General features: G+C 68.8%; 19 protein-coding genes and 1 pseudogene. 13 read left to right on the top strand and 7 right to left on the bottom strand.

What is annotated here, in order from left to right:
* Position 1: 1 nt before the first annotated feature.
* Both C9I47_RS08045 and metH read left to right on the top strand, forming a co-directional pair.
* The gene (locus tag C9I47_RS08045) at positions 2–1,102 is read left to right on the top strand and encodes a homocysteine S-methyltransferase family protein (RefSeq protein WP_111266275.1); all 1,101 of its coding nucleotides are present in this window, start codon (positions 2–4) and stop codon (positions 1,100–1,102) included.
* A complete protein-coding gene (gene metH / locus C9I47_RS08040) occupies positions 1,099–3,786 on the top strand; it encodes a methionine synthase (RefSeq protein ID WP_111266274.1) in 2,688 nt (895 codons plus the stop codon). Before C9I47_RS08045 ends, metH begins: the two co-directional genes overlap by 4 nt.
* A gap of 416 nt (positions 3,787–4,202) precedes the next feature.
* Here metH and C9I47_RS08035 read toward each other — a convergent pair whose 3' ends face one another.
* The 6 genes from C9I47_RS08035 to C9I47_RS08010 all read right to left on the bottom strand — a co-directional run bounded on the left by C9I47_RS08035 (position 4,203) and on the right by C9I47_RS08010 (position 9,154).
* Positions 4,203–4,787, bottom strand: coding sequence for a DUF2058 domain-containing protein (locus C9I47_RS08035; protein WP_111266273.1), 585 nt, complete (start codon positions 4,785–4,787; stop codon positions 4,203–4,205).
* A 28-nt stretch (positions 4,788–4,815) separates the two neighbouring features.
* A complete protein-coding gene (locus tag C9I47_RS08030) occupies positions 4,816–5,067 on the bottom strand; it encodes a SlyX family protein (RefSeq protein WP_223250330.1) in 252 nt (83 codons plus the stop codon).
* A 10-nt stretch (positions 5,068–5,077) separates the two neighbouring features.
* Positions 5,078–6,424 (bottom strand): UDP-glucose dehydrogenase family protein, encoded by a 1,347-nt coding sequence (locus tag C9I47_RS08025; protein ID WP_111266272.1) that lies wholly within the window; start codon positions 6,422–6,424, stop codon positions 5,078–5,080.
* 69 nt (positions 6,425–6,493) lie between these two features.
* Positions 6,494–7,306, bottom strand: a complete 813-nt coding sequence (locus C9I47_RS08020) for an FKBP-type peptidyl-prolyl cis-trans isomerase (protein WP_111266271.1) — start codon at positions 7,304–7,306, stop codon at positions 6,494–6,496.
* Between the two features lie 152 nt (positions 7,307–7,458).
* On the bottom strand, positions 7,459–8,394 hold the full coding sequence (locus C9I47_RS08015) for an FKBP-type peptidyl-prolyl cis-trans isomerase (protein WP_111266270.1): 936 nt from the start codon (positions 8,392–8,394) through the stop codon (positions 7,459–7,461).
* Between the two features lie 172 nt (positions 8,395–8,566).
* Positions 8,567–9,154: a glutathione peroxidase gene (locus tag C9I47_RS08010; RefSeq protein WP_111266269.1), complete on the bottom strand. Its 588-nt coding sequence runs from the start codon at positions 9,152–9,154 to the stop codon at positions 8,567–8,569.
* A gap of 127 nt (positions 9,155–9,281) precedes the next feature.
* Here C9I47_RS08010 and C9I47_RS08005 point away from each other — a divergent pair, with 127 nt between their 5' ends.
* The 7 genes from C9I47_RS08005 (at position 9,282) to bamE (ending at position 13,846) form a co-directional block, all read left to right on the top strand.
* Positions 9,282–9,665 carry a hypothetical protein gene (locus tag C9I47_RS08005; RefSeq protein ID WP_111266268.1) on the top strand — a complete coding sequence of 128 codons (384 nt, stop codon included), beginning with the start codon at positions 9,282–9,284 and terminating at the stop codon, positions 9,663–9,665.
* A gap of 2 nt (positions 9,666–9,667) precedes the next feature.
* A complete protein-coding gene (locus tag C9I47_RS08000; protein ID WP_111266267.1) occupies positions 9,668–10,042 on the top strand; it encodes a GntR family transcriptional regulator in 375 nt (124 codons plus the stop codon).
* Positions 10,039–10,905 carry an ABC transporter ATP-binding protein gene (locus tag C9I47_RS07995; RefSeq protein ID WP_111266266.1) on the top strand — a complete coding sequence of 289 codons (867 nt, stop codon included), beginning with the start codon at positions 10,039–10,041 and terminating at the stop codon, positions 10,903–10,905. Before C9I47_RS08000 ends, C9I47_RS07995 begins: the two co-directional genes overlap by 4 nt.
* Complete coding sequence (locus C9I47_RS07990) at positions 10,902–11,963, top strand: hypothetical protein (protein ID WP_223250329.1); 1,062 nt, start codon at positions 10,902–10,904, stop codon at positions 11,961–11,963. The genes C9I47_RS07995 and C9I47_RS07990 overlap by 4 nt, the downstream gene beginning before the upstream one ends.
* A 36-nt stretch (positions 11,964–11,999) precedes the next feature.
* Entirely contained in the window at positions 12,000–12,650 is a 651-nt protein-coding gene (locus tag C9I47_RS07985) for a hypothetical protein (protein WP_111266265.1), read from the top strand.
* A 14-nt stretch (positions 12,651–12,664) separates the two neighbouring features.
* Positions 12,665–13,285, top strand: coding sequence for a YggN family protein (locus tag C9I47_RS07980; protein ID WP_111266264.1), 621 nt, complete (start codon positions 12,665–12,667; stop codon positions 13,283–13,285).
* Between the two features lie 189 nt (positions 13,286–13,474).
* Positions 13,475–13,846 (top strand): outer membrane protein assembly factor BamE domain-containing protein, encoded by a 372-nt coding sequence (gene bamE / locus C9I47_RS07975; RefSeq protein WP_111266263.1) that lies wholly within the window; start codon positions 13,475–13,477, stop codon positions 13,844–13,846.
* Positions 13,847–13,930: 84 nt separating this feature from the next.
* On the opposite strand, the gene C9I47_RS07970 is transcribed toward bamE, so the two are convergent.
* Positions 13,931–15,319: a class II fumarate hydratase gene (locus C9I47_RS07970; protein WP_111266262.1), complete on the bottom strand. Its 1,389-nt coding sequence runs from the start codon at positions 15,317–15,319 to the stop codon at positions 13,931–13,933.
* Positions 15,320–15,472: 153 nt separating this feature from the next.
* Between C9I47_RS07970 and purB the strand changes: the two genes are divergently transcribed.
* The 4 genes and pseudogenes from purB (at position 15,473) to C9I47_RS07950 (ending at position 19,712) form a co-directional block, all read left to right on the top strand.
* On the top strand, positions 15,473–16,846 hold the full coding sequence (purB, locus tag C9I47_RS07965) for an adenylosuccinate lyase (RefSeq protein ID WP_111268041.1): 1,374 nt from the start codon (positions 15,473–15,475) through the stop codon (positions 16,844–16,846).
* Positions 16,847–17,031: 185 nt separating this feature from the next.
* Entirely contained in the window at positions 17,032–17,433 is a 402-nt protein-coding gene (locus C9I47_RS07960; protein ID WP_111266261.1) for a VOC family protein, read from the top strand.
* A gap of 49 nt (positions 17,434–17,482) precedes the next feature.
* A pseudogene (locus C9I47_RS07955) lies at positions 17,483–18,783 on the top strand (ribosomal protein uL16 3-hydroxylase); the annotation flags it as partial.
* Positions 18,784–18,809: 26 nt separating this feature from the next.
* A complete protein-coding gene (locus C9I47_RS07950) occupies positions 18,810–19,712 on the top strand; it encodes a GNAT family N-acetyltransferase (protein WP_111266259.1) in 903 nt (300 codons plus the stop codon).
* Positions 19,713–19,845 lie beyond the last annotated feature (133 nt).

Here is a 19,845-nt window from a genome sequence, read left to right as displayed (position 1 = left end):
CATGCAGACCCTGCCCTGGTTGAACCCGCAACGCACCGAGCGCCTGGAACGCTGTTTGCGCGAGCGCATCCTGGTGATCGACGGCGCCATGGGGACGATGATCCAGCAGCACGGCCTGGCCGAGGACGACTACCGCGGCGAGCGCTTCGCCGAGGGCTTCGACCGCGACCACGACGCCGTCGACGGCCATGCCCACGGCCCCGGCTGCGGTTGCGGCCACGACCAGCGCGGCAACAACGACCTGCTCAGCCTGACCCGTCCGGAGATCATCCGCGGCATCCACCGCGCCTACCTGGACGCGGGCGCCGACCTGGTCGAGACCAACACATTCAACTCGACCTCGATCTCGCTCGCCGACTACGGCCTGCAGCACCTGGCCCGCGAACTCAACGAGGCCGGCGCGCGCCTGGCTCGGGAAGCCTGCGATGCGGTCGAGGCCGGCGACCCCGGACGTCCGCGCTTCGTGATCGGCGTGCTCGGCCCGACCAGCCGCACCGCCTCGCTGAGCCCGGACGTGAACCGCCCCGGCTTCCGCGCGATCACCTTCGACGAGCTGCACGCGGCCTACCGCGAGGCCGCGGACGGCCTGATCGACGGCGGCGCCGACGTGCTGATGGTCGAGACCGTATTCGACACCCTCAACGCCAAGGCCGCGCTGTTCGCGATCGAGGACGCGTTCGACGCGCGCGGGGCGCGGCTGCCGGTGATGATCTCCGGCACCATCACCGACGCCTCCGGACGCACCCTGTCCGGGCAGACCGCCGAGGCGTTCTGGTACTCGCTGCGGCACTCCCGGCCGCTGGCGATCGGGCTCAACTGCGCGCTGGGCGCGCGCGACCTGCGGGTGCACGTGGACGTGCTGTCGCAGGTCGCCGACGCCTATGTCAGCACCCACCCCAACGCCGGCCTGCCGAACGCCTTCGGCGGCTACGACGAAACCCCGCAGGACATGGCCGGGGTGCTGGGCGAGTTCGCCCGCGCCGGCCTGCTGAACCTGGTCGGCGGCTGCTGCGGCACCACCCCCGAACACATCGCCGCGATCGCCGATGCGGTCCGCGAGATCCCGCCACGCCAACGCCCCGAGCTCGACCAGGCCGCATGAGCGCATTGCCCCGCCACACCCGGCTCAGCGGCCTGGAGCCGCTGCAGATCACCCCGGAAAGCAACTTCGTCAACGTCGGCGAGCGCACCAACGTCACCGGCAGCGCGAAGTTCCGCAAGCTGATCAAGGAAGACCGCTTCGACGAAGCGGTCGACGTCGCCCGCCAGCAGGTCGACAGCGGCGCCCAGGTCATCGACGTCAACATGGACGAGGGCCTGCTCGATTCCGAACAGGCGATGGTGAACTACCTCAACCTGATCGCCGCCGAGCCGGACATCGCCCGGGTCCCGGTGATGGTCGACAGCTCCAAGTGGAGCGTGATCGAGGCCGGGCTCAAATGCCTGCAGGGCAAGGGCATCGTCAACTCGATCTCGATGAAGGAAGGCGAGGACGAGTTCCTGCGCCAGGCGCGGCTGGTGCGTCGCTACGGCGCCGCGGTGGTGGTGATGGCCTTCGACGAGCAGGGCCAGGCCGACACCGTCGAGCGCAAGATCGAGATCTGCTCGCGCGCCTACCGGCTGCTGACCGCCGAGGTCGGTTTCCCGCCCGAGGACATCATCTTCGACCCCAACGTGTTCGCGATCGCGACCGGGATCGAGGAGCACGACGACTACGCGGTCGCCTTCATCGAAGCCACCCGCGAACTGAGGCGGCGCTTCCCGCTCAGCCACATCTCCGGCGGCGTCTCCAACGTCTCGTTCTCGTTCCGCGGCAACGAGGCGGTGCGCCAGGCGATCCACGTGGTGTTCCTGTACCACGCGATCCGCGCCGGCATGGACATGGGCATCGTCAACGCCGGCGCCCTGCCCCTGTACGACGACCTCGACGCCGACCTGCGCGAGCGGGTCGAGGACGTCGTGCTCAACCGCCGCAGCGACGCCACCGAGCGGCTGCTGGAGATCGCCGAGCGTTTCAAGGGCCGCAAGGGCGAGAAGAAGGTCGAGGACCTGGCCTGGCGCGAACGTCCGGTGCGCGAGCGCCTCAGCCATGCCCTGGTGCACGGCATCGACCAGTACATCGAGGCCGACACCGAACAGGCCCGCGCCCAGGCGACGCGGCCGCTGGACGTGATCGAGGGCCCGCTGATGGATGGCATGAACGTGGTCGGCGACCTGTTCGGCGCCGGCAAGATGTTCCTGCCGCAGGTGGTCAAGTCGGCGCGGGTGATGAAGAAGGCAGTCGCCTATCTGCTGCCCTTCATCGAGGCCGAGAAGCTGCGCACCGGCGACGTCGGCAAGTCCAACGGCAAGATCGTGATGGCGACGGTCAAGGGCGACGTCCACGACATCGGCAAGAACATCGTCGGCGTGGTGCTGGCCTGCAACAACTTCGAGGTGGTCGACCTCGGGGTGATGGTGCCGGCGCAGACCATTCTCGACCGGGCGAAAGCCGAGAACGCCGACCTGATCGGACTGTCGGGCCTGATCACCCCGTCGCTGGAGGAGATGAGCCATGTCGCCCGGGAGCTGTCGCGACAAGGGTTCGCGACTCCGCTGCTGATCGGCGGCGCGACCACCTCGCGCGCGCACACGGCGCTGAAGATCCACCCCCACTATTCGGCGCCGACGGTCTGGGTCAAGGACGCCTCGCGCGCGGTCGGTGTCGCCCAGTCGCTGATCAGCGCCGACCTGCGCGGTCCGTTCGTCGCCGCCAACGACGCCGACTACGCCGAGATCCGCCAGCGCCACCGCAACCGCGGCGACGGCAAGCGGCTGGTGTCGCTGGAAAAGGCGCGCGGCCAGAGGTTCGACGGCGGCTGGGACACGCATGTCCCGCCCGCCCCGCTCCACCCCGGCCTGCATGTGCTGGGCGACTACCCGCTCGAGGAACTGGTCGACTACATCGACTGGACGCCGTTCTTCAACACCTGGGAGCTGGCCGGGAAGTTTCCGGCGATCCTCGACGACGAGGTCGTCGGCAGCCAGGCCAGCGAGCTCTACCGCGACGCCCGCGAGATGCTGCGACGGATCGTCGGGGAGCGTTGGCTGACCGCCCGCGGCGTGTTCGGTTTGTGGCCCGCCAACAGCGTCGGCGACGACGTCGTCGCCGAGATCGACGGCGAGCCGGTCACCCTGCACTTCCTGCGCCAGCAGGCCGACAAGCCGGTCGAGCGCCCCGATTTCTGCCTGGCCGACTTCATCGCGCCGCGCGACAGCGGGCTCAAGGACTGGATCGGTGCGTTCGCGGTGACCGCCGGCATCGGCATCGAGACGCATGTCGCCCGCTTCGAGGCCGATCACGACGACTACAACGCGATCCTGCTCAAGGCCCTCGCCGACCGCCTCGCCGAGGCCTTCGCCGAGCGCCTGCACGAGCGCGTGCGCAAGGAGTTCTGGGGCTATGCGAGCGGGGAATCGCTGGACAACGATGCCCTGATCGACGAGGCCTACAGCGGCATCCGCCCCGCCCCGGGCTATCCCGCCTGCCCCGAACACAGCGAGAAGGCGACCCTGTTCCGGATCCTGGACGCGGAGCGCAGCGCCGGCGTCAGGCTGACCGAGAGCTTCGCGATGTACCCGGCCGCCGCGGTGTCCGGCTACTACTTCAGCCACCCGCGCAGCCAGTACTTCGTGGTCGGCCGGGTCAGCAAGGAACAGGTCGAGGACTATGCGCGGCGCAAGGGCGTCGGGCTGGAGCAGGCCGAGCGCTGGCTGGCCTCCAACCTGGACTACGACCCCGAGTAAGGGCGACAAGAGCAGGACGCGCGCACTCTCTGGCTCCTGTAGGAGCTGCGTAAGCTGCGATCGGGCCATCCCATGAAAGCCTCATCGCGGCTCACGCCGCTCCTACGAAGAGCGTTTATCTACCTCATCAACCCAGCCCCCTGAGTCAGGGGGCAATTCGTGCCGCAGGCACGAATGGGGGTGTGGCAGCGCAACGGTGGGGCCCGAGGTTTGCGCAGCAAACCTTGGGAGATATCCGCGCGCAGCCGGATATCGTTCCCCCCTGAGTCAGGGGGCAATTCGTGCCGCAGGCACGAATGGGGGTGTGGATGCGCAACGGCGGGGCCCATGGTTTGCGTAGCAAACCTTGGGAGGTATCCGGGCGCAGCCCGGGAATCGCGGCTTACGCAGCTCCTACGGGCATGGGTGGCGTGGTGCTACCAGACCAGGTCGTCGGGCACCTGGTACTTGGGGTCGGCGTAGGGATCGTCGGCGACCGGCGCGTCCGGATCGACCTTCAGCGCGACCGCGGGGGCGAACAACTGCTCGGCCTGCGCCAGCACGTCGGCGTCGACCAGCAGATAGCGTCCATTGTGCTGAATCACGCCCAATTCGCCGGCGTTCAAGGCCTTGAGCTGGTCGGCGCTCACGTAGACCCGCTTGATCTTGCCGCCGTACTCGAAATGGCGGGCGATATCGGCGTCGTCGCGATTGAGCGCCTTGCCCTCCAGCATCTCGGCGAGCCTGGCGCGGGCCTCGCGGCGCTTGCGCGCCTCTTCCTGCCGGGCCTGCTCGGCCGCGATCCGTTCTTCCTTCTCGCGCTGGGCGCGGATCGCGTAGGCCTTGCCCAGATCGATGTCCTCACGGCTGCGGGCCTTGCCGCCACCCCGGGCGGGTTTGCCGGCCGCGGCATTCTGGCGCGGCTTGTTGCCGCCGCCGCCCTTGCGCTTGCGGTCTGCGGGCTTTCCCGGACTGGGCTTGAAGCCGAGTCCGAGCAACTGGTTGCGGAGGGTGTCACTCATCTTTTTGCGGCCGCTGTGTCGTGCTCGTTCAGTAGTGCGGAGGCGGTGGTTCGTTCGCCGGATCGGCGGCGACGGGGCCGCTGGAAAGCGCCAGGCGCAACTGCCTGAGGTCCTCCAGCGCCCGCTGCAGCAACAGCGCGTTGCGGGCCTCCTCGTCGCGCGCGGCGGCCAGCGCGTCGCTGAGCTCGTTCAGCGCATGCTCCTGGAACGCGATGCGCGATTCCAGCTCCGCCAGGCGTTGTTCGTGATCGTCGCGCATCGTCGTGTCGTCCGGATTCATCGGCCCGGGCTCAGTCCAGGCCGATCGAGCGCCCGCGGCCGATGCCGTAGTACGCGATGCCGGCCGCCTCGACCTCGTCGGGATGGTACAGATTGCGGCCGTCGAAGATCACCGCATCGGCCAGGGCTCCGCGGATACGCGCGAAGTCGGGGCTGCGGAACGGCTTCCATTCGGTCACCACGACGAGCGCGTCGGCATCGGCCAGGGCCGCGTTGGCGGAGTCGCAGAGCAGCAGATCGTCGCGCTCGCCGAAGATCCGCTGCGCTTCCTGCCGCGCCTCCGGATCATAGGCGCGGACCCGTGCGCCGGCCTCCCACAGCTGCGCCAGCAGGCGCCGGCTGGACGCTTCGCGCATGTCGTCGGTATTGGGCTTGAACGCCAGCCCCCACACCGCCACGGTCTTTCCGCGCAGCGCGTCGACACCGCCGTAGTGGCGCGCCATCAGCTCGAACAGATGGCCCTTCTGGTGCTCGTTGACCGCCTCCACCGCATTGAGCAGGCGAGGTTCGACGCCGTGGTGCTGGGCGGTCCGCGCCAGTGCCTGCACGTCCTTGGGGAAGCACGAGCCACCGTAGCCGGCTCCGGGATAGATGAAGTGCCAGCCGATCCGCGGGTCCGAGCCGATGCCATGGCGGACCATCTCGACGTCGGCGCCGACCCGCTCGGCGATGTTGGCGATCTCGTTCATGAAGCTGATCTTGGTCGCCAGCATCGCGTTGGCGGCGTACTTGGTCAGCTCCGCCGAGCGCACGTCCATCACCACGATGCGTTCGTGGTTGCGGTTGAACGGCGCGTACAGGCGCTTGAGCTTCTCGATCGCGTCCGGGTCGCTGGCGCCGATCACGATACGGTCCGGGCGCATGCAGTCGTTGACCGCATCGCCCTCCTTGAGGAACTCGGGGTTGGAGGCGACCTCGAATGCGATATCGGCGCCGCGCGCCTGCAGCTCGGCGGCGATGGCCGCACGCACCTTGTCGGCGGTCCCCACCGGCACCGTCGACTTGTCGACCACCACCGCCGGTCGCGACAGGTGCCGACCGATGGTCCGGGCGACCTCCAGCACGTACCTGAGGTCGGCGCTGCCGTCCTCGTCCGGCGGCGTGCCGACCGCGATGAAGATGATGTCGCCGCTCTCGATCGCCGCCGCCGCGTCGGTGGTGAAGCGCAGGCGACCGGCGGCATGATTGGCCTTGACCATCGGCTCCAGGCCGGGCTCGAAGATCGGAATCACGCCGCGGTTCAGGCCCTCGACCTTGGCCTGGTCGATATCCACACACACGACGTTGTGACCGACATCGGCCAGACAGGTGCCGGTGACCAGGCCGACATAGCCGGTTCCGAAAATGGTTACTTGCATCTTCCGTCCTAATTCAAATGCTGATTTGACTGCATCTTGCCCGTGCGCCCGTTGGCGCTGGCGACCTGGTCAGTTGGCCGCCGGCTTTTCGATGCCGAGCAGCTCGACCTCGAACACCAGGGTCTGGTTCGGCCCGATCGGGCCGCCCGGGGTTCCCATCTCGCCGTAGCCGAGGTCGCCCGGGATCCAGAACTGGTACTTGCTGCCGACCGGCATCAGGGTCAGCCCCTCGCGCCAACCCGGCACCACCTGTCCGAGTGGGAACACCGCCGGCTCGCCGCGGGCGATGGAGTCGTCGAAGGTGCTGCCGTCGAGCAGGGTGCCCTTGTAGTGGACACGAACGACGTCACTCTCCTTGGGCTTGGGCCCCTTGCCCTCGGTGAGCACCTGGTACTGCAGACCGGACTCGGTGGTCACGACCCCGTCCTTCTTGCCGTTCAACTCCAGGAACTGGCGACCGGCCTCGGCATTCTTCTTGCCCTCCTCGACACGCTCGGCCTCCAGCTTGCCGGCCATGTGCTCGCCGAAGCGCGCGGCGACCTGCTGGGCCTGCTCCTCCGACAGCAGCGACGGCTTGCCGTCGAGGCTGTCGCGGATCGCGCCGAACAGCACATCGGTATCGACCTCATCCTTCACCGACTCCAGCGACTTGCCGATCTCCATGCCGATCATGTAGCTGGCCTGGGCCTTGTCGCCCTCCAGCCCCTCGATCACCAGGGCATCGCCATCGGCCTTGTCGGCATCGGCGGCGTCGGCGGCGTCGGCGGTGTCGCCAGCGGCCTCGCCGGACGCCTCCCCGGAAGGAGAACAGGCGGACAGCAGCGCGATGCTCAGGACGGAGGCGGTCAGCGCCGCCTTGGCGGTACGGGCAATCGGGGACATGGACTGGGTTCCGGCAATGAATTGGGAAGAGGAAAAGGGTCGCACGTTGTCGATGAACACGACCGCGACGCGTCGAACGGTTCCGCATATCCGCTCGCCGCGGTGCCGTGCCTACGCACGGTGCCGCGGCGTGGCGGCGACCGGTCGAGCCGTTACAGGATGGTCTGCAGCTCGACCTCGAACACCAGCAGCGCGTTCGGTCCGATCACGCCACCGGGCGCGCCGTTGGCGCCGTAGCCCAGGTCGCCCGGGATCCAGAACTTGTACTTGCTGCCGACCGGCATCAGGCCCAGGCCCTCGGTCCAGCCCGCGATCACCTGGTTCAGCGCGAACTCGGCCGGCTGGCCGCGATCGTAGGAGCTGTCGAACTGGGTGCCGTCCAGCAAGGTGCCGCGATAGTTCACACGCACCCGGTCGGTCGGCTTGGGACGCGGACCCGAGCCCTGGCGCAGGACCATGTACTGCAGGCCAGACGGCGTGGTGAACACCCCCTTGACCGCCTTGTTCTCGGCGAGGAACTTCTCGCCCTCGGCCTTGTTGGCCTGCCCCTTGGCGGCGGCCTTCTCCTTCAGTCGCGCGGAGAACGACTCGCGCACGCTGCCCAACTGGGCCTCGTCCAGCAGCAGCGGCTCGTCGTTGAGCACCGCCCGCACCGCCTGCACCAGCACCTTCACTTCGATCTCGTCCTTGATCGGCGAGATCGAGCGGCCGATGTCGGCGCCGACCAGGTAGCCGGCCTTGTCCTTGGCCACCTCGGGGATCTGCGCGCCTTCCGGCGCCTGGCCGGCACGCGCCGCCGAACGCATCATCATCGCCTGGCCGATCGCCGGCACCTCGCTCTCGCTGAGCAGCGGCTCACCGCCGGCGAACGCATTCTCGATCGCGCGCTGGAACGCCTGCAGGTCGAGATCGGGGCCGATCGGCTCGATCGAACGGCCGACATCGTGGCCGACCATGTAGCTGACCTTGTCGCGCTCGCTACTCAGCTCGGTCCCGTCCTGGGCCTGGGCCACCGAGGGGGAAACGACGCCGGTGATCGCCGCGGCGGACACCAGTAGCGTGGCGGCGCCATGCATCAAAGCCTTCATTGCAAACCTGCTCCTGTATCGGTGGATGTTGCTGTCTTGAACCATATTGTTGTGTATCGCCCGCCGCGCACCGGACCGCAGCGGGATGCCGACGATCCGGACGCCGCCGGTGGCGGAACCGGCGGACATTGTCGCGGGGTCGTGCGATGCCGGCAAATCGGTGCCGGCTCGATCAGTCGCCGCCGGGCTGCGGGCGCGGCGCCGCCAGCGCCCGCTCGATCGCCGCGACCAGCGCCGGATCGTCCGGCGTGGTGCGGCTGCCGTAGCTGGCGACCAGGCGCCCGTCGCGCCCGATCAGGTACTTGTGGAAGTTCCACTGCGGCGCCTCGCCGGCCGCGGCGGCGAGTTCGCGATACAGCGGCGTGGCCTGCTCGCCGACCACGTGCACCTTCTGGAACATCGGGAACTTCACGCCGTAGGTCAGGGTGCAGAACTCCTGGATCTGCGCCTCGTCCTCGAACTCCTGCTCCTTGAAGTCGCCCGACGGGAAGCCCAGCACCGCGAAACCGCGCTCGCGGTAACGGGCATGCATCGCCTCCAGGCCCTCGAACTGGGGCGTGAAGCCGCACTTGCTGGCGGTGTTGACGATCAACACGACCTCACCCGAATAGGTGCTGCCGAGGTCGACCGGCGTCTTGCCGGCCAGCGGGCGGTAACTGTGGGCGAGCAGCCCGTCCGCCGCGAAGGCGACGCCGGCGGCCGACAGCAGGAAAGCGGCAAGCGCCGCTGGCAGGAAGGGTTTCAGGCGGATCCGGGCCATTCAGGAATGCTCCGAGGGGGTGGCCGGGACAGTATGACTTCAGTTGGGGACGGCGGGACTTGACCGAGCGTGTTTCGGTGTTATAGTTGCATACAACACCGGTCTACCAACGAGCAGGAAGGCCCCCATGAACCGCAAGCTCCAAAACAGCCTGACCGCCCTCAGCACCTGCGGCATCGCCCTCGCCTTGGCGCTGGCGGTCTTCAGCCCGGCGATGCGGGCCGGCGATCCGCCCCCGATCACGATGCTGGAGGTGGCCTCCGGCGCCGACGGCCTGGTCGCGATCGTCGCCACTTCCAGCGCGGTGTCGGCCACCTGCGCCGCCTCCGCCGCATGCCTGTCGAAAGTCGCCCCGGCCGCGCTGCATAGCGCGGCCCCGGTCGCGCCCGACCTGTCCCTCATCCGGAACATCAAATCGGCCACGGACCCGGCCACCACCCGCCATCGCAGCAGGCGCGACAAGCGCCAGCCGTTGGTCATGCCTTATTTCTCATTCGCACCGCGGGGTTGACCATGACCGCCATCCAATGGAGCGACGGCGCTCCGATCTATCGCCAGCTGAAGGAACGCGTCATCGCGATGATGCTTGACGGCGTCCTCAAGCCCGGCGACGCCCTGCCCTCCGTGAGGCAGGTCGCCGCCGAGTACCAGCTCAATCCCATCACCGTCTCGCGCGCCTATCAGGAGCTCGCGGACGAGGCCCTCATCGAGAAACGCAGGGGACTTGGCATGTATGTCACCGAAGAAGCCGCCCGGAAGCTGCTGGTCAACGAGCGCGAACGCTTCCTCAAGGAGGAATGGCCGCTGGTGCTGGAGCGCATCATGCGCCTGGGCCTGAGCACCGAGGAACTGCTGGCCGCCGGCCAGCGCGAGGGAGGCACGCAATGAACGCTTCCACCGTCGTCAACGCCCGGGGCCTGCGCAAGGCCTACAAGAACAAGCTCGCACTGGACGACACCCGGTTCGAGATCGCCGCGGGCCGCATCGTCGGCCTGATCGGCCCCAACGGCGCCGGCAAGACCACCGCGCTGAAGGCCCTGCTCGGCCTGATCCCGTTCGAGGGTTCGCTGAGCGTGCTCGGCCTCGATCCGCGCACCCAGCGCGACGAGCTGATGCGCGATGTCTGCTTCATCGCCGACGTGGCGGTGCTGCCGCGCTGGATGAAGGTCAAGGAGGCGATCGAGTTCGTCGCCGGTGTGCATCCGCGCTTCGATCGCGACCGCTGCGAACGCTTCCTGCAGGGCACCCAGCTCAAGCCGAACATGCGGGTGCGCGAGATGTCCAAGGGCATGATCGTGCAGCTGCACCTGGCCCTGGTGATGGCGATCGACGCCCGCCTGCTGGTGCTCGACGAGCCGACCCTGGGGCTGGACATCCTCTATCGCAAGCAGTTCTACCAGCGCCTGCTGGAGGACTACTTCGACGAGCAGAAGACCATCATCGTGACCACCCACCAGGTCGAGGAGATCGAACACATCCTCACCGACGTGATGTTCATCCGCGACGGCAAGATCGTGCTGGAGAGCGGCATGGACGAGCTCGGCGACCGCTTCGTCGAGGTGCTGGTCAACGGCGATCGCGCCGAGGAGGCGCGCGGCATGGGGCCGATCGACGAACGCGCGCTGCCGTTCGGCAAGACCGTGATGCTCTACGACGGCGTGGCCGGCGATCGCCTGGCCGCACTCGGCGAGACCCGCACCCCGGGCCTGGCTGACCTGTTCGTCGCCACCATGAAGGGAACCTACGCATGAACGCCATCGTCGAAACCCATGATTCGCCGACGCCGGGTCCGCAGACGGCGCCCCACCCGACCCACAAGTTCAAGCTGCTGCTCAAGCGCGAGTTCTGGGAACACCGCGGCGGCTTCTTCTGGGCCCCGATCATCGCCGGCGCGATCTCGCTGCTGTTCGCCCTGATGGGCATCATCGTCGGCCTGGTCGCCGGCCACCGCGCCGCCGCCGCCGGCGAGTTCGAGATCGACGGCGTCCAGGTCAACGGCTTCGACCTGGCAATGCTGACCAGCAAGCTCAGCGCCGACGACCTGGCCAAGCTCAGCCAGGGCATCGACATCTCGCTGCTGTTCAGCGGCATGTGGCCCTACATCGTGCTCGCCTTCGTGGTGTTCTTCTACTGCATCGGCGCCCTGTACGACGAGCGCAAGGACCGCAGCGTGCTGTTCTGGAAGTCACTGCCGCTTTCGGACACCGAGACGGTGTTGTCGAAGGTCGCCAGCGCGACCCTGGTCGCTCCCCTGATCGCGGGCCTGGTCGGCGTCGCCACGATGTTCGGCTTCCTGACCCTGATCAGCATCGTGGTGCTGCTCCACGGCGGCAACCCGTTCACCCTGCTGTGGGGGCCGGCACACCTGTTCACCCTGACCATCGGCCACCTGACCTGGATACCGGTCTTCGCGCTGTGGGCGCTGCCGACGGTCGGCTGGCTGATGCTGTGCTCGGTCTGGGCCCGCAGCAAGCCGTTCCTGTGGGCGATCATGATCCCGCTGTTCGCCGGCATCTTCGTCAGCTGGTTCGACGTGATGGAGCTGTTCAACATGCAGAGCGGCTGGTTCTGGTCGAACGTGGTCGGCCGCCTGCTGCTGGGCACGGTGCCGGGCAGCCATCTGTTCTATCGCGAAGGCTCCGGCGACATGATCGGCGACAACGAAGGCGTGCAGGCGCTGCTGCACGAGGCCTCGCTGTCCGGCATGGTGGAAAACCTGACGATGCCGGAGTTGTGGATCGGCGCGATCGTCGGCGCGGCCTTCGTCTTCGCCGCGATCCGGCTGCGCCGCTGGCGCGACGACAACTGAGTCGCGCCCCCCGTCACCCCGAAGGACACGATCGAGATGAAGCGCATGCGAATCACCATCATCGCGCTGGCCCTGCTGCTGCCGCTGGCCGGCCAGGCCGCGGACCGCGAGGCGGACGGCATCGGCGAGGAGATCCGCCGGGATCTGGCCGAGGCCCGCGAGGAAGTCCGCACCGATCTGGCCCGGGCGCTGCGGGAGCTGGAAGAGGAGAACCTGCGCCTGGACGGCAGTCTTCGCTTCGGCACCTCCGGGCACGCCCGCGACGAGCTTCCTCCGGCGGAGATCACCCCCGCGGGCGATTTCCTGGTCGAGGGCCGCACGTTGGCGATCGACGCCCGGCAGCGCCGGGACCTGCTCGCCTATCGCGGGCAGGTCCTGGACATCGCCCGCTCCGGCATCGCCATCGGCCAACGCAGCGCGGAAGCCGCGCTCGATGTCGTGGACACCTCCTGGGCCGGCCTGCTGTTCGGCGCGATGACCGGAAGCCTGGAGCGGCGCGTGGAACGCAGCGTCGCCCAACAGATCGAACCCGCGGTGCGCGGGCTGTGCATGCAACTGCCCGCGCTGATGGACTCGCAGCAACGACTCGCCGCCAGCGTGCCGCAGTTCCGACCGTACGCCACCCTTGAAACGAGCGACATCGACGGCTGCGAGAAGCAGATCCGCGACGAGTTCGCATCGCGTTGACCGGAGACCCGACCATGAAGAAGCACCTCGCCACCGCCCTGCTCTGCATGCTGCCGCTGCTGGCCGCCTGCGGACAGGACAACAACGCCGCGCAGGGCGCCGCCGACGCCAGCCGCAAGACGACCTCGGAGCTGCGCGGGAAGATGCAGGAAGTCCGCGAGAAGGTGCGCACCGAGATCCAGTCCGAGGACATCGAGCTCGATGCCAAGGGCGCGGACAAGGATGCGCCCGAGGCCAGGATCACCCCGGCCGGCGACTTCTATGTCGGCGACCGCCAGATCGAGATCGACGACGCGCAGCGCGCGCTGCTGTTGAAGTACCGCGGCCACGTCGCCGAAGTCGGCGCCGCCGGCGCCGAGATCGGCCTGCAGGCCGCCGAGCTGGCGACCGACGCCGTCGGCGAGGCGATCAAGGGGATCTTCACCGGCGACAGCGAGCAGGACATCGAGAAGCGCCTCGAGAACGACATCGAAGGCAAGATCAAGGCCTCCGTCACCCAACTGTGCCAACAGTTGCCGCCGATGCTGGAAACCCAGCAGGCACTGGTCGAGTCGTTGCCGGAGTTCGTTCCCTATGCCGACATGGACCAGGGCGACATCGACGACTGCATGGACGAGGGCAAGGTCGACATCTGAAAATCCGCCACTACCGTTCACCCATTGCAGGCCCTGCCGATCGCGGGGCCTTTTTATTTGATTTCCTGCCCGGAATGCGGATATCCGGCCGTGCTAGGCTGGCGCCGCCGCGGCCTGGCCGCCTCGTGACGGACAGCCTAAGGGAATGGGCCCGGCATCTTTACCGCACTGCCACAAGGACAAGCAATCATGAAGAAAGTACTGGTTCACAAGGTACTGGCCGTAGTCGCACTGTCGATGGCCTTCTCCTCCGCGCACGCGATCGACTTCCTCTCGCACAAGACCGGCACCCAGATCAGTGCCGAGCAGTTCGATTCCTTCGAGATCGGCAAGACCACCAAGGACCAGGTCGTCGAAGCGATCGGTCACCCGGGACGCAAGGAACAGCTGGGCTCCAACCAGGCCTGGTACTACGATTTCTCCAAGATCAGGACCTTCGGCAAGAACATCAACGAGTCGACCGTGTTCGAGTTCAACGGCGCCGGCGTGCTGATCGAGAAGTACAAGACCAACAATGCCGCTCCGGCCAGCAACGCGCTGGAAGAAGCCGCCAACAACTGACCGACCCGACCAGCGTCGGAACAGGTCATTGCGGAGCGGGCGCCTGCGCCCCTCCGCTTCCGCATCCCCGACCGCCCGGCCCGCTCAGACGTCGTGGATGCCGCCGCGGGTCAGCGCGGCCGGATCGAGCAGGCGCCGCAGCTCGCGCGCCGGCATCCCGGTCGCCTCCACCGCGACCTCCAGCACCGGCCGCCCTTCCCGATAGGCCTGCTTGGCGATCGCCGCCGCCTTCTCGTAACCGATGATCGGGTTCAGGGCGGTGACCAGGATCGGGTTGCGCACCAGCGCCTCCTCGACCCGCGCCTTGCGCACGCCCAGGCCGGCGATCGCATCGTCGGCGAGGTGCCGCATCGCGTTCGCCAGCAGACCGATGCCGTCGAGCAGGTCGCTGGCGATCAACGGCAGCATCACGTTGAGTTGGAAATTGCCGCTCTGGCCGGCGACGGTGATCGCCGTGTGATGCCCCATCACCTGCGCGCAGACCATCGCCACCGCCTCCGGGATCACCGGATTGACCTTGCCCGGCATGATCGAGCTGCCCGGTTGCAACGCCGGCAGTTCGATCTCGCCCAACCCGGCCAACGGCCCGGAGTTCATCCAGCGCAGGTCGTTGGCGATCTTCATCAAGGCCACCGCCAGCGCGTTGAGCTGGCCGGACAGTTCGACCGCATCGTCCTGCGCGGCGATGCCCTCGAAGCGGTCGCCGGCGGCCTCGAAACGGGTACCGGCCAGCGACGACAGGGCCCTCGCCATCGCCGCACCGAAGCGCGGATCGGCATTGATGCCGGTGCCGATCGCGGTGCCGCCGATCGGCAGTCGCCGCAACCGCTTGAGCGCATCGTCGATGCGGGCCTCGGCCGAGCGCAACTGCGAGGCCCAGGCGCCGAACTCCTGGGCGAAGGTCAGCGGCATCGCATCCATCAGGTGGGTGCGGCCGGTCTTGGTCACCTTGCCCAGCGACCGCGCGCGCTTCTCGATCGTCCTGCGCAGATGCGCCAGCGAGGGCATCAGGTCCTCGCGCACGCCCAGACAGGCCGAGACCCGGATCGCGGTCGGCACCACGTCGTTGGAGCTCTGGCCGAGGTTGACGTGGTCGTTGGGATGGACCTTCAACCGCGCGCCCGATGCCAGCCGGGCGATGACCTCGTTGGCGTTCATGTTGCTGGAGGTGCCCGAACCGGTCTGGAACACGTCGATCGGAAAATGCGCGTCGTGGGCGCCATCGGCCACTTCCAGCGCGGCCTTGCCGATCGCCGTCGCCGCGCCCTTGCCGAGCAGCCCGAAGCGGCCGTTGACCCCGGCGGCGGCGGCCTTGATCAGGCCCAGCGCGCGGATGAACCCGCGCGGCATCGGCCGTCCGGATATCCGGAAGTTCTGCACCGCCCGCTGGGTCTGCGCCCCCCACAGCGCATCGGCGGGCACCCTCAGCTCGCCCATGCTGTCGTGTTCGATGCGCTCGTCCTGCCTGGTCATGCCGTCCTCCGGGTTCAAAAACCGATCATCGGCCCGCAGGATACGGGCGCGGGCGTGGCCGGTGCGTGAGCCGGCACCACGGCCCCGGGCCATCGGCGTTAGAATGCGCGCCCGTCTCCCGCACCCCGCCGCCCCGCCATGTCCGTCCAGAACATGTCCGTCCAGAACCAGCTCGTCGCCCTGTCCCCGCTCGATGGCCGCTACGCCGGCAAGGTCGATGCGCTGCGGCCGATCTTCTCCGAGTACGGCCTGATCAAGGCCCGGGTCACGGTCGAGGTCGAATGGCTGCTGGCGCTGGCCGCCGAACCGGCGATCGTCGAACTGGCACCGTTCTCCGACGCGGCCGCGGCGCGCCTGCGCGCGCTCGCCGAGCAGCTGTCGGTCGAGGACGCGGCCCGGGTCAAGGACATCGAGCGCACCACCAACCATGACGTCAAGGCGGTCGAGTACTTCATCAAGGAGCGGCTGAAGGACGACGCCGAGCTTGGGCCGGCGCTGGAATTCGTGCACTTCGCCTGCACCAGCGAGGACATCAACAACCTCAGCTACGCGCTGATGCTCAACCAGGCCCGCCAGCAGGTGCTGCTGCCCCGGCTCGACGAGCTGATCCAGAAACTGCGGGCGATGGCGCACGAACACGCCGCCCTGCCGATGCTGTCGCGCACCCACGGCCAGACCGCCTCCCCGACCACGGTCGGCAAGGAACTGGCCAACGTCGTCGCGCGCCTGCAGCGCCAGGGCGAGACCCTCGCCGGCGCGCGCATGCCCGGCAAGATCAACGGCGCGGTCGGCAACTACAACGCCCACGTCGCCGCCTACCCGGAAGTCGACTGGCCGGCGTTCTCCGAGCGCTTCGTGCACTCGCTGGGCCTGAACTGGCAGCCCTACACCACCCAGATCGAGCCGCACGACGGTATCGCCGAGCTGTGCGACGCGCAGCGCCGGATCGACACCATCTGCATCGATCTGGCCCGCGACATCTGGGGCTACATCTCGCTGGGCTACTTCAGGCAGGCGGTCAAGGCCGGCGAAGTGGGCAGCTCGACGATGCCGCACAAGGTCAATCCGATCGACTTCGAGAACGCCGAAGGCAATTTCGGCATCGCCAACGCGCTGCTCGAGCATTTCGCCGCCAAGCTGCCGATCAGCCGCTGGCAGCGCGACCTGACCGACTCCACCACCCTGCGCGCGCTGGGCACCGCGTTCGGCCATGCGCTGATCGGCTTCGATGCGCTGGGACGCGGCCTGGGCAAGCTCAGCGCCAACCCCGAGCGGCTGGCCGAGGACCTGGACGCGGCCTGGGAGGTCCTGGCCGAGGCGGTGCAGACGGTGATGCGCCGGCACGGCCTGCCCAACCCCTACGAACAGCTCAAGGCGCTGACCCGCGGCCAGCAGGGCATCAACGAGGTCTCGATGCGCGAGTTCATCGGCTCGCTGGAACTGCCGGCCGAGGCCAGGCAGCGCCTGCTGGAAATGACTCCGGGCAGCTACACCGGCATCGCCGAGCGCCTGGCCCGCGACATCTGATCGCATCGCCTTTCCGCACATGTAAAAGGGCCGCATGGCGCGACCCTTCCCGCCTCGGCCGCTTGTCCCGAGAACACCGCCCCCGGGCAGCGGCCGGAATGCCGGCGACGACACGGCGCCGACCCGGGGACAGGTAGAATCCGTCCCCCGAACCGGGCCCGTCCTGGCCCGCCAGGCCCACCGCCTTGAACCTGCTGCTGAACATCGACGTGCCCGACATCGACGCCGCGCAGGCGTTCTATTGCGCGGCGTTCGGCCTGCATCCGGGCCGGCGCCTGGGCGCAGGCGTGCTCGAGCTGCTGGGCCTGGAAGTGCCGCTCTACCTGCTGGCCAAACCCGCCGGCAGCATCGGCGCGAGCGACCAGCCGCGCCGCTACGAGCGTCACTGGAGCCCGCTGCACGGCGATCTTTGCGTCGACGATCTCGACGCCGCGTTGACGCGGGCGCTGGCGGCCGGGGCGATCCAGGAGGGCCCGGTCCGCGAAGCCCACTGGGGCCGGCTGGCGCAGATCGCCGACCCGTTCGGGCACGGCTGGTGCCTGATCCAGTTCCTCGGCCGCGGCTACGATGAGCCTGCGGGGGCCTGACCGCGCGCCTTCCCGCTCCCCCTCCGATCCCCCAGGACCCCCAATTCCGATGGGCAAGACCAACAAGACCTCCTCCAGACCGTCGGCCGCAAGGCCCTCGCGTCGCGCCCGCCCACTGCCGCTCGAGGTCGATGCGGGGGGCGGTCGCTGCTGGGCATGGCCCCGGCCGAGTTCCTGCGCGACTACTGGCAGAAGCGGCCGCTGCTGATCCGCAATGCGCTCGCCGGCTTCGTCTCGCCGATCCAGCCCGAGGACCTGGCCGGGCTGGCCTGCGAGGAACTGGCGTTGTCGCGGATCGTCAGCCACGACCGCGCCGGCGACCACTGGCAGCTGCGCAGCGGACCGTTCCGTGAGGACGAGTTTCCCGGCATGCCGCACCAGGACTGGACCCTGCTGGTCCAGGACGTCGACAAGTGGGACGCCGACGTCGGCGCCCTGCTGGAACACTTCGATTTCCTGCCGCGCTGGCGCATCGACGACATCATGGTCTCGTTCGCCGCCCCCGGCGGCTCGGTCGGCGCCCATGTCGACCAGTACGACGTGTTCCTGCTGCAGGCCCAGGGCCACCGGCGCTGGCAGATCGATGCATCGGTGGCGCTGGGGGGCGCGCAGCCGTCGCTGGACTTCCGCAACGACGTCGAGCTGAAGCTGCTGCGCGAGTTCGAGCCGACCCACGATTGGGTGCTCGGTCCCGGCGACATGCTCTACCTGCCGCCCAACGTGCCCCATCACGGCGTCGCCGAGGATGCCTGCCTGACCTTCTCGGTCGGCATGCGCGCGCCGTCGGCGGCCGAACTGCTCGGCGACTTCGTCGATACCCTCGCCGCGGACGCCGACGACACCCTGCGCTACCACGACCCCGACCTGGCGCCGGCCGCCGATCCGGCGCAGATCGACACCGCGGCGATGAACCGCGCGGTCGAGGCGCTGAACATGCTGCGGATGAACGACCCCGAACGCCTGGGCGACTGGTTCGGCCGCTTCATGACCGTCTACCGCAGCGCCGGCGAGGTGGTCGCGGCCGGGCCGGAGCGCTCGCGGATCGAGGTCGAATGGGATCTCGAACAGGGCGCGCTGCTGGAGCGCCATCCGTGGTCGCGGATGGCCTGGCGCAAGGCCAGCCGCGGCGCGCGCCTGTTCGTCAGCGGCCGGATCCTTGCCCTGTCCGCCCGCGACGCGGCGCGGATCGCCAATGCCACCGCATTGGACGGCGGCGACTACCGGGCGCTGTCGCAGAAGGGCCGCGACTGCGTGTTCGAGCTGTTCCGGGCCGGCCACTACCAGCTGCAGTTCGGCGACGACGACGGCGGCAACGGGGCCAGCTACGCGCCCGATACCGGCACCGATGATGGCGGCCCCGACGACGGGAGCGGGCATTGAGCGCGACCGGCTTCGGCGTCGAGGCGGTCGACTACGCCACCGCCCTGCCCGCGCTGCGCGCGATCCGCGAGGCGGTGTTCGTGCGCGAACAGGGCGTCCCGGCCGAACTTGAGCTCGACGCGCTCGACCCGCTGTGCGACCACGTCCTGGCCCGCGACGGCGACGGCCAGCCGATCGGCACCGGCCGGCTGACGCCCCAGCGGCGGATCGGACGGATGGCGGTGCTCCCGCAATGGCGCGGCCGCGGCGTCGGCAGCGCACTGCTGGAGGCGCTGATCGAGCGCGCGCGCGTCCATCACTGGCGCTCGCTGTCGCTGCACGCGCAGGTCGACGCGATCGACTTCTACCTGCGCCACGGCTTCCTGCCCGAGGGTCCGCGCTTCGAGGAAGCCGGGATCGAACACCAGACCATGTCCCGGGTGGTCGACGGCCCCAATCCGGTCGGCGACCGCGAGACCGCGCTGGCGGCGATGCTGGGCCTGGTCGCCAGCGCCGGCCGTCTGCTGTGCGTGTACAGCCGCGAGCTGGACCCGGGTCTGCTCGACCGGCCCGGGTTGATGACCGCGTTCCGCCGCTTCGCGATCGCCGGCGGCGAGCTGAGGATCCTGCTGCAGGACCCGGGCCCGCCGCAGCGCGAACAGGCGCCGCTGATCGCGCTGTCGCAACGGCTGCCGTCGGCGATCGCGTTCCGGGTGATCGAAGAGCCGGTCGACCGCGATTTCGCCGGCGCCTACGCGGTCAACGACCGCGGCGGCTGGTACACCCGCACCCTCGGCCACCGCTTCGAGGGCGAGACCCGGCTCGACGCACCCGGCCGCGCGCGCCAGCTGCGCGCCGGTTTCCGCGAGGTCTGGGAGCGCGCCCGCCCCTGTACCGAGTTCCGCGCACTGGGCCTGTGAGCCCCGCGGCGGCGGTCGAGGATGACCCGCGCATGACCCGCGACCTCGCCAGAACGGTTCTTTCGACTTTAGGTGGTGGCCGCCGCCCCCCCTGCTGCCGTTATAATTCCGCGTCTTGGCCCCCATTAAGGCG

The sequence above is a fragment of the Marilutibacter maris genome, assembly GCF_003233695.1.
Classification (GTDB): domain Bacteria; phylum Pseudomonadota; class Gammaproteobacteria; order Xanthomonadales; family Xanthomonadaceae; genus Marilutibacter; species Marilutibacter maris.
Note: the sequence above shows the minus strand (reverse complement) of the source record. Positions and strands in the feature narration are given on the sequence as shown.

Bases quoted from the DNA above. Each gene is read 5' to 3' on its own strand.
- C9I47_RS08045 (WP_111266275.1), top strand. From the start codon at position 2: ATGCAGACCCTGCCCTGGTTGAACCCGCAACGCACCGAGCGCCTGGAA.
- metH (WP_111266274.1), top strand. From the start codon at position 1,099: ATGAGCGCATTGCCCCGCCACACCCGGCTCAGCGGCCTGGAGCCGCTG.
- C9I47_RS08035 (WP_111266273.1), bottom strand. From the start codon at position 4,787: ATGAGTGACACCCTCCGCAACCAGTTGCTCGGACTCGGCTTCAAGCCC.
- C9I47_RS08030 (WP_223250330.1), bottom strand. From the start codon at position 5,067: ATGAATCCGGACGACACGACGATGCGCGACGATCACGAACAACGCCTG.
- C9I47_RS08025 (WP_111266272.1), bottom strand. From the start codon at position 6,424: ATGCAAGTAACCATTTTCGGAACCGGCTATGTCGGCCTGGTCACCGGC.
- C9I47_RS08020 (WP_111266271.1), bottom strand. From the start codon at position 7,306: ATGTCCCCGATTGCCCGTACCGCCAAGGCGGCGCTGACCGCCTCCGTC.
- C9I47_RS08015 (WP_111266270.1), bottom strand. From the start codon at position 8,394: ATGAAGGCTTTGATGCATGGCGCCGCCACGCTACTGGTGTCCGCCGCG.
- C9I47_RS08010 (WP_111266269.1), bottom strand. From the start codon at position 9,154: ATGGCCCGGATCCGCCTGAAACCCTTCCTGCCAGCGGCGCTTGCCGCT.
- C9I47_RS08005 (WP_111266268.1), top strand. From the start codon at position 9,282: ATGAACCGCAAGCTCCAAAACAGCCTGACCGCCCTCAGCACCTGCGGC.
- C9I47_RS08000 (WP_111266267.1), top strand. From the start codon at position 9,668: ATGACCGCCATCCAATGGAGCGACGGCGCTCCGATCTATCGCCAGCTG.
- C9I47_RS07995 (WP_111266266.1), top strand. From the start codon at position 10,039: ATGAACGCTTCCACCGTCGTCAACGCCCGGGGCCTGCGCAAGGCCTAC.
- C9I47_RS07990 (WP_223250329.1), top strand. From the start codon at position 10,902: ATGAACGCCATCGTCGAAACCCATGATTCGCCGACGCCGGGTCCGCAG.
- C9I47_RS07985 (WP_111266265.1), top strand. From the start codon at position 12,000: ATGAAGCGCATGCGAATCACCATCATCGCGCTGGCCCTGCTGCTGCCG.
- C9I47_RS07980 (WP_111266264.1), top strand. From the start codon at position 12,665: ATGAAGAAGCACCTCGCCACCGCCCTGCTCTGCATGCTGCCGCTGCTG.
- bamE (WP_111266263.1), top strand. From the start codon at position 13,475: ATGAAGAAAGTACTGGTTCACAAGGTACTGGCCGTAGTCGCACTGTCG.
- C9I47_RS07970 (WP_111266262.1), bottom strand. From the start codon at position 15,319: ATGACCAGGCAGGACGAGCGCATCGAACACGACAGCATGGGCGAGCTG.
- purB (WP_111268041.1), top strand. From the start codon at position 15,473: ATGTCCGTCCAGAACCAGCTCGTCGCCCTGTCCCCGCTCGATGGCCGC.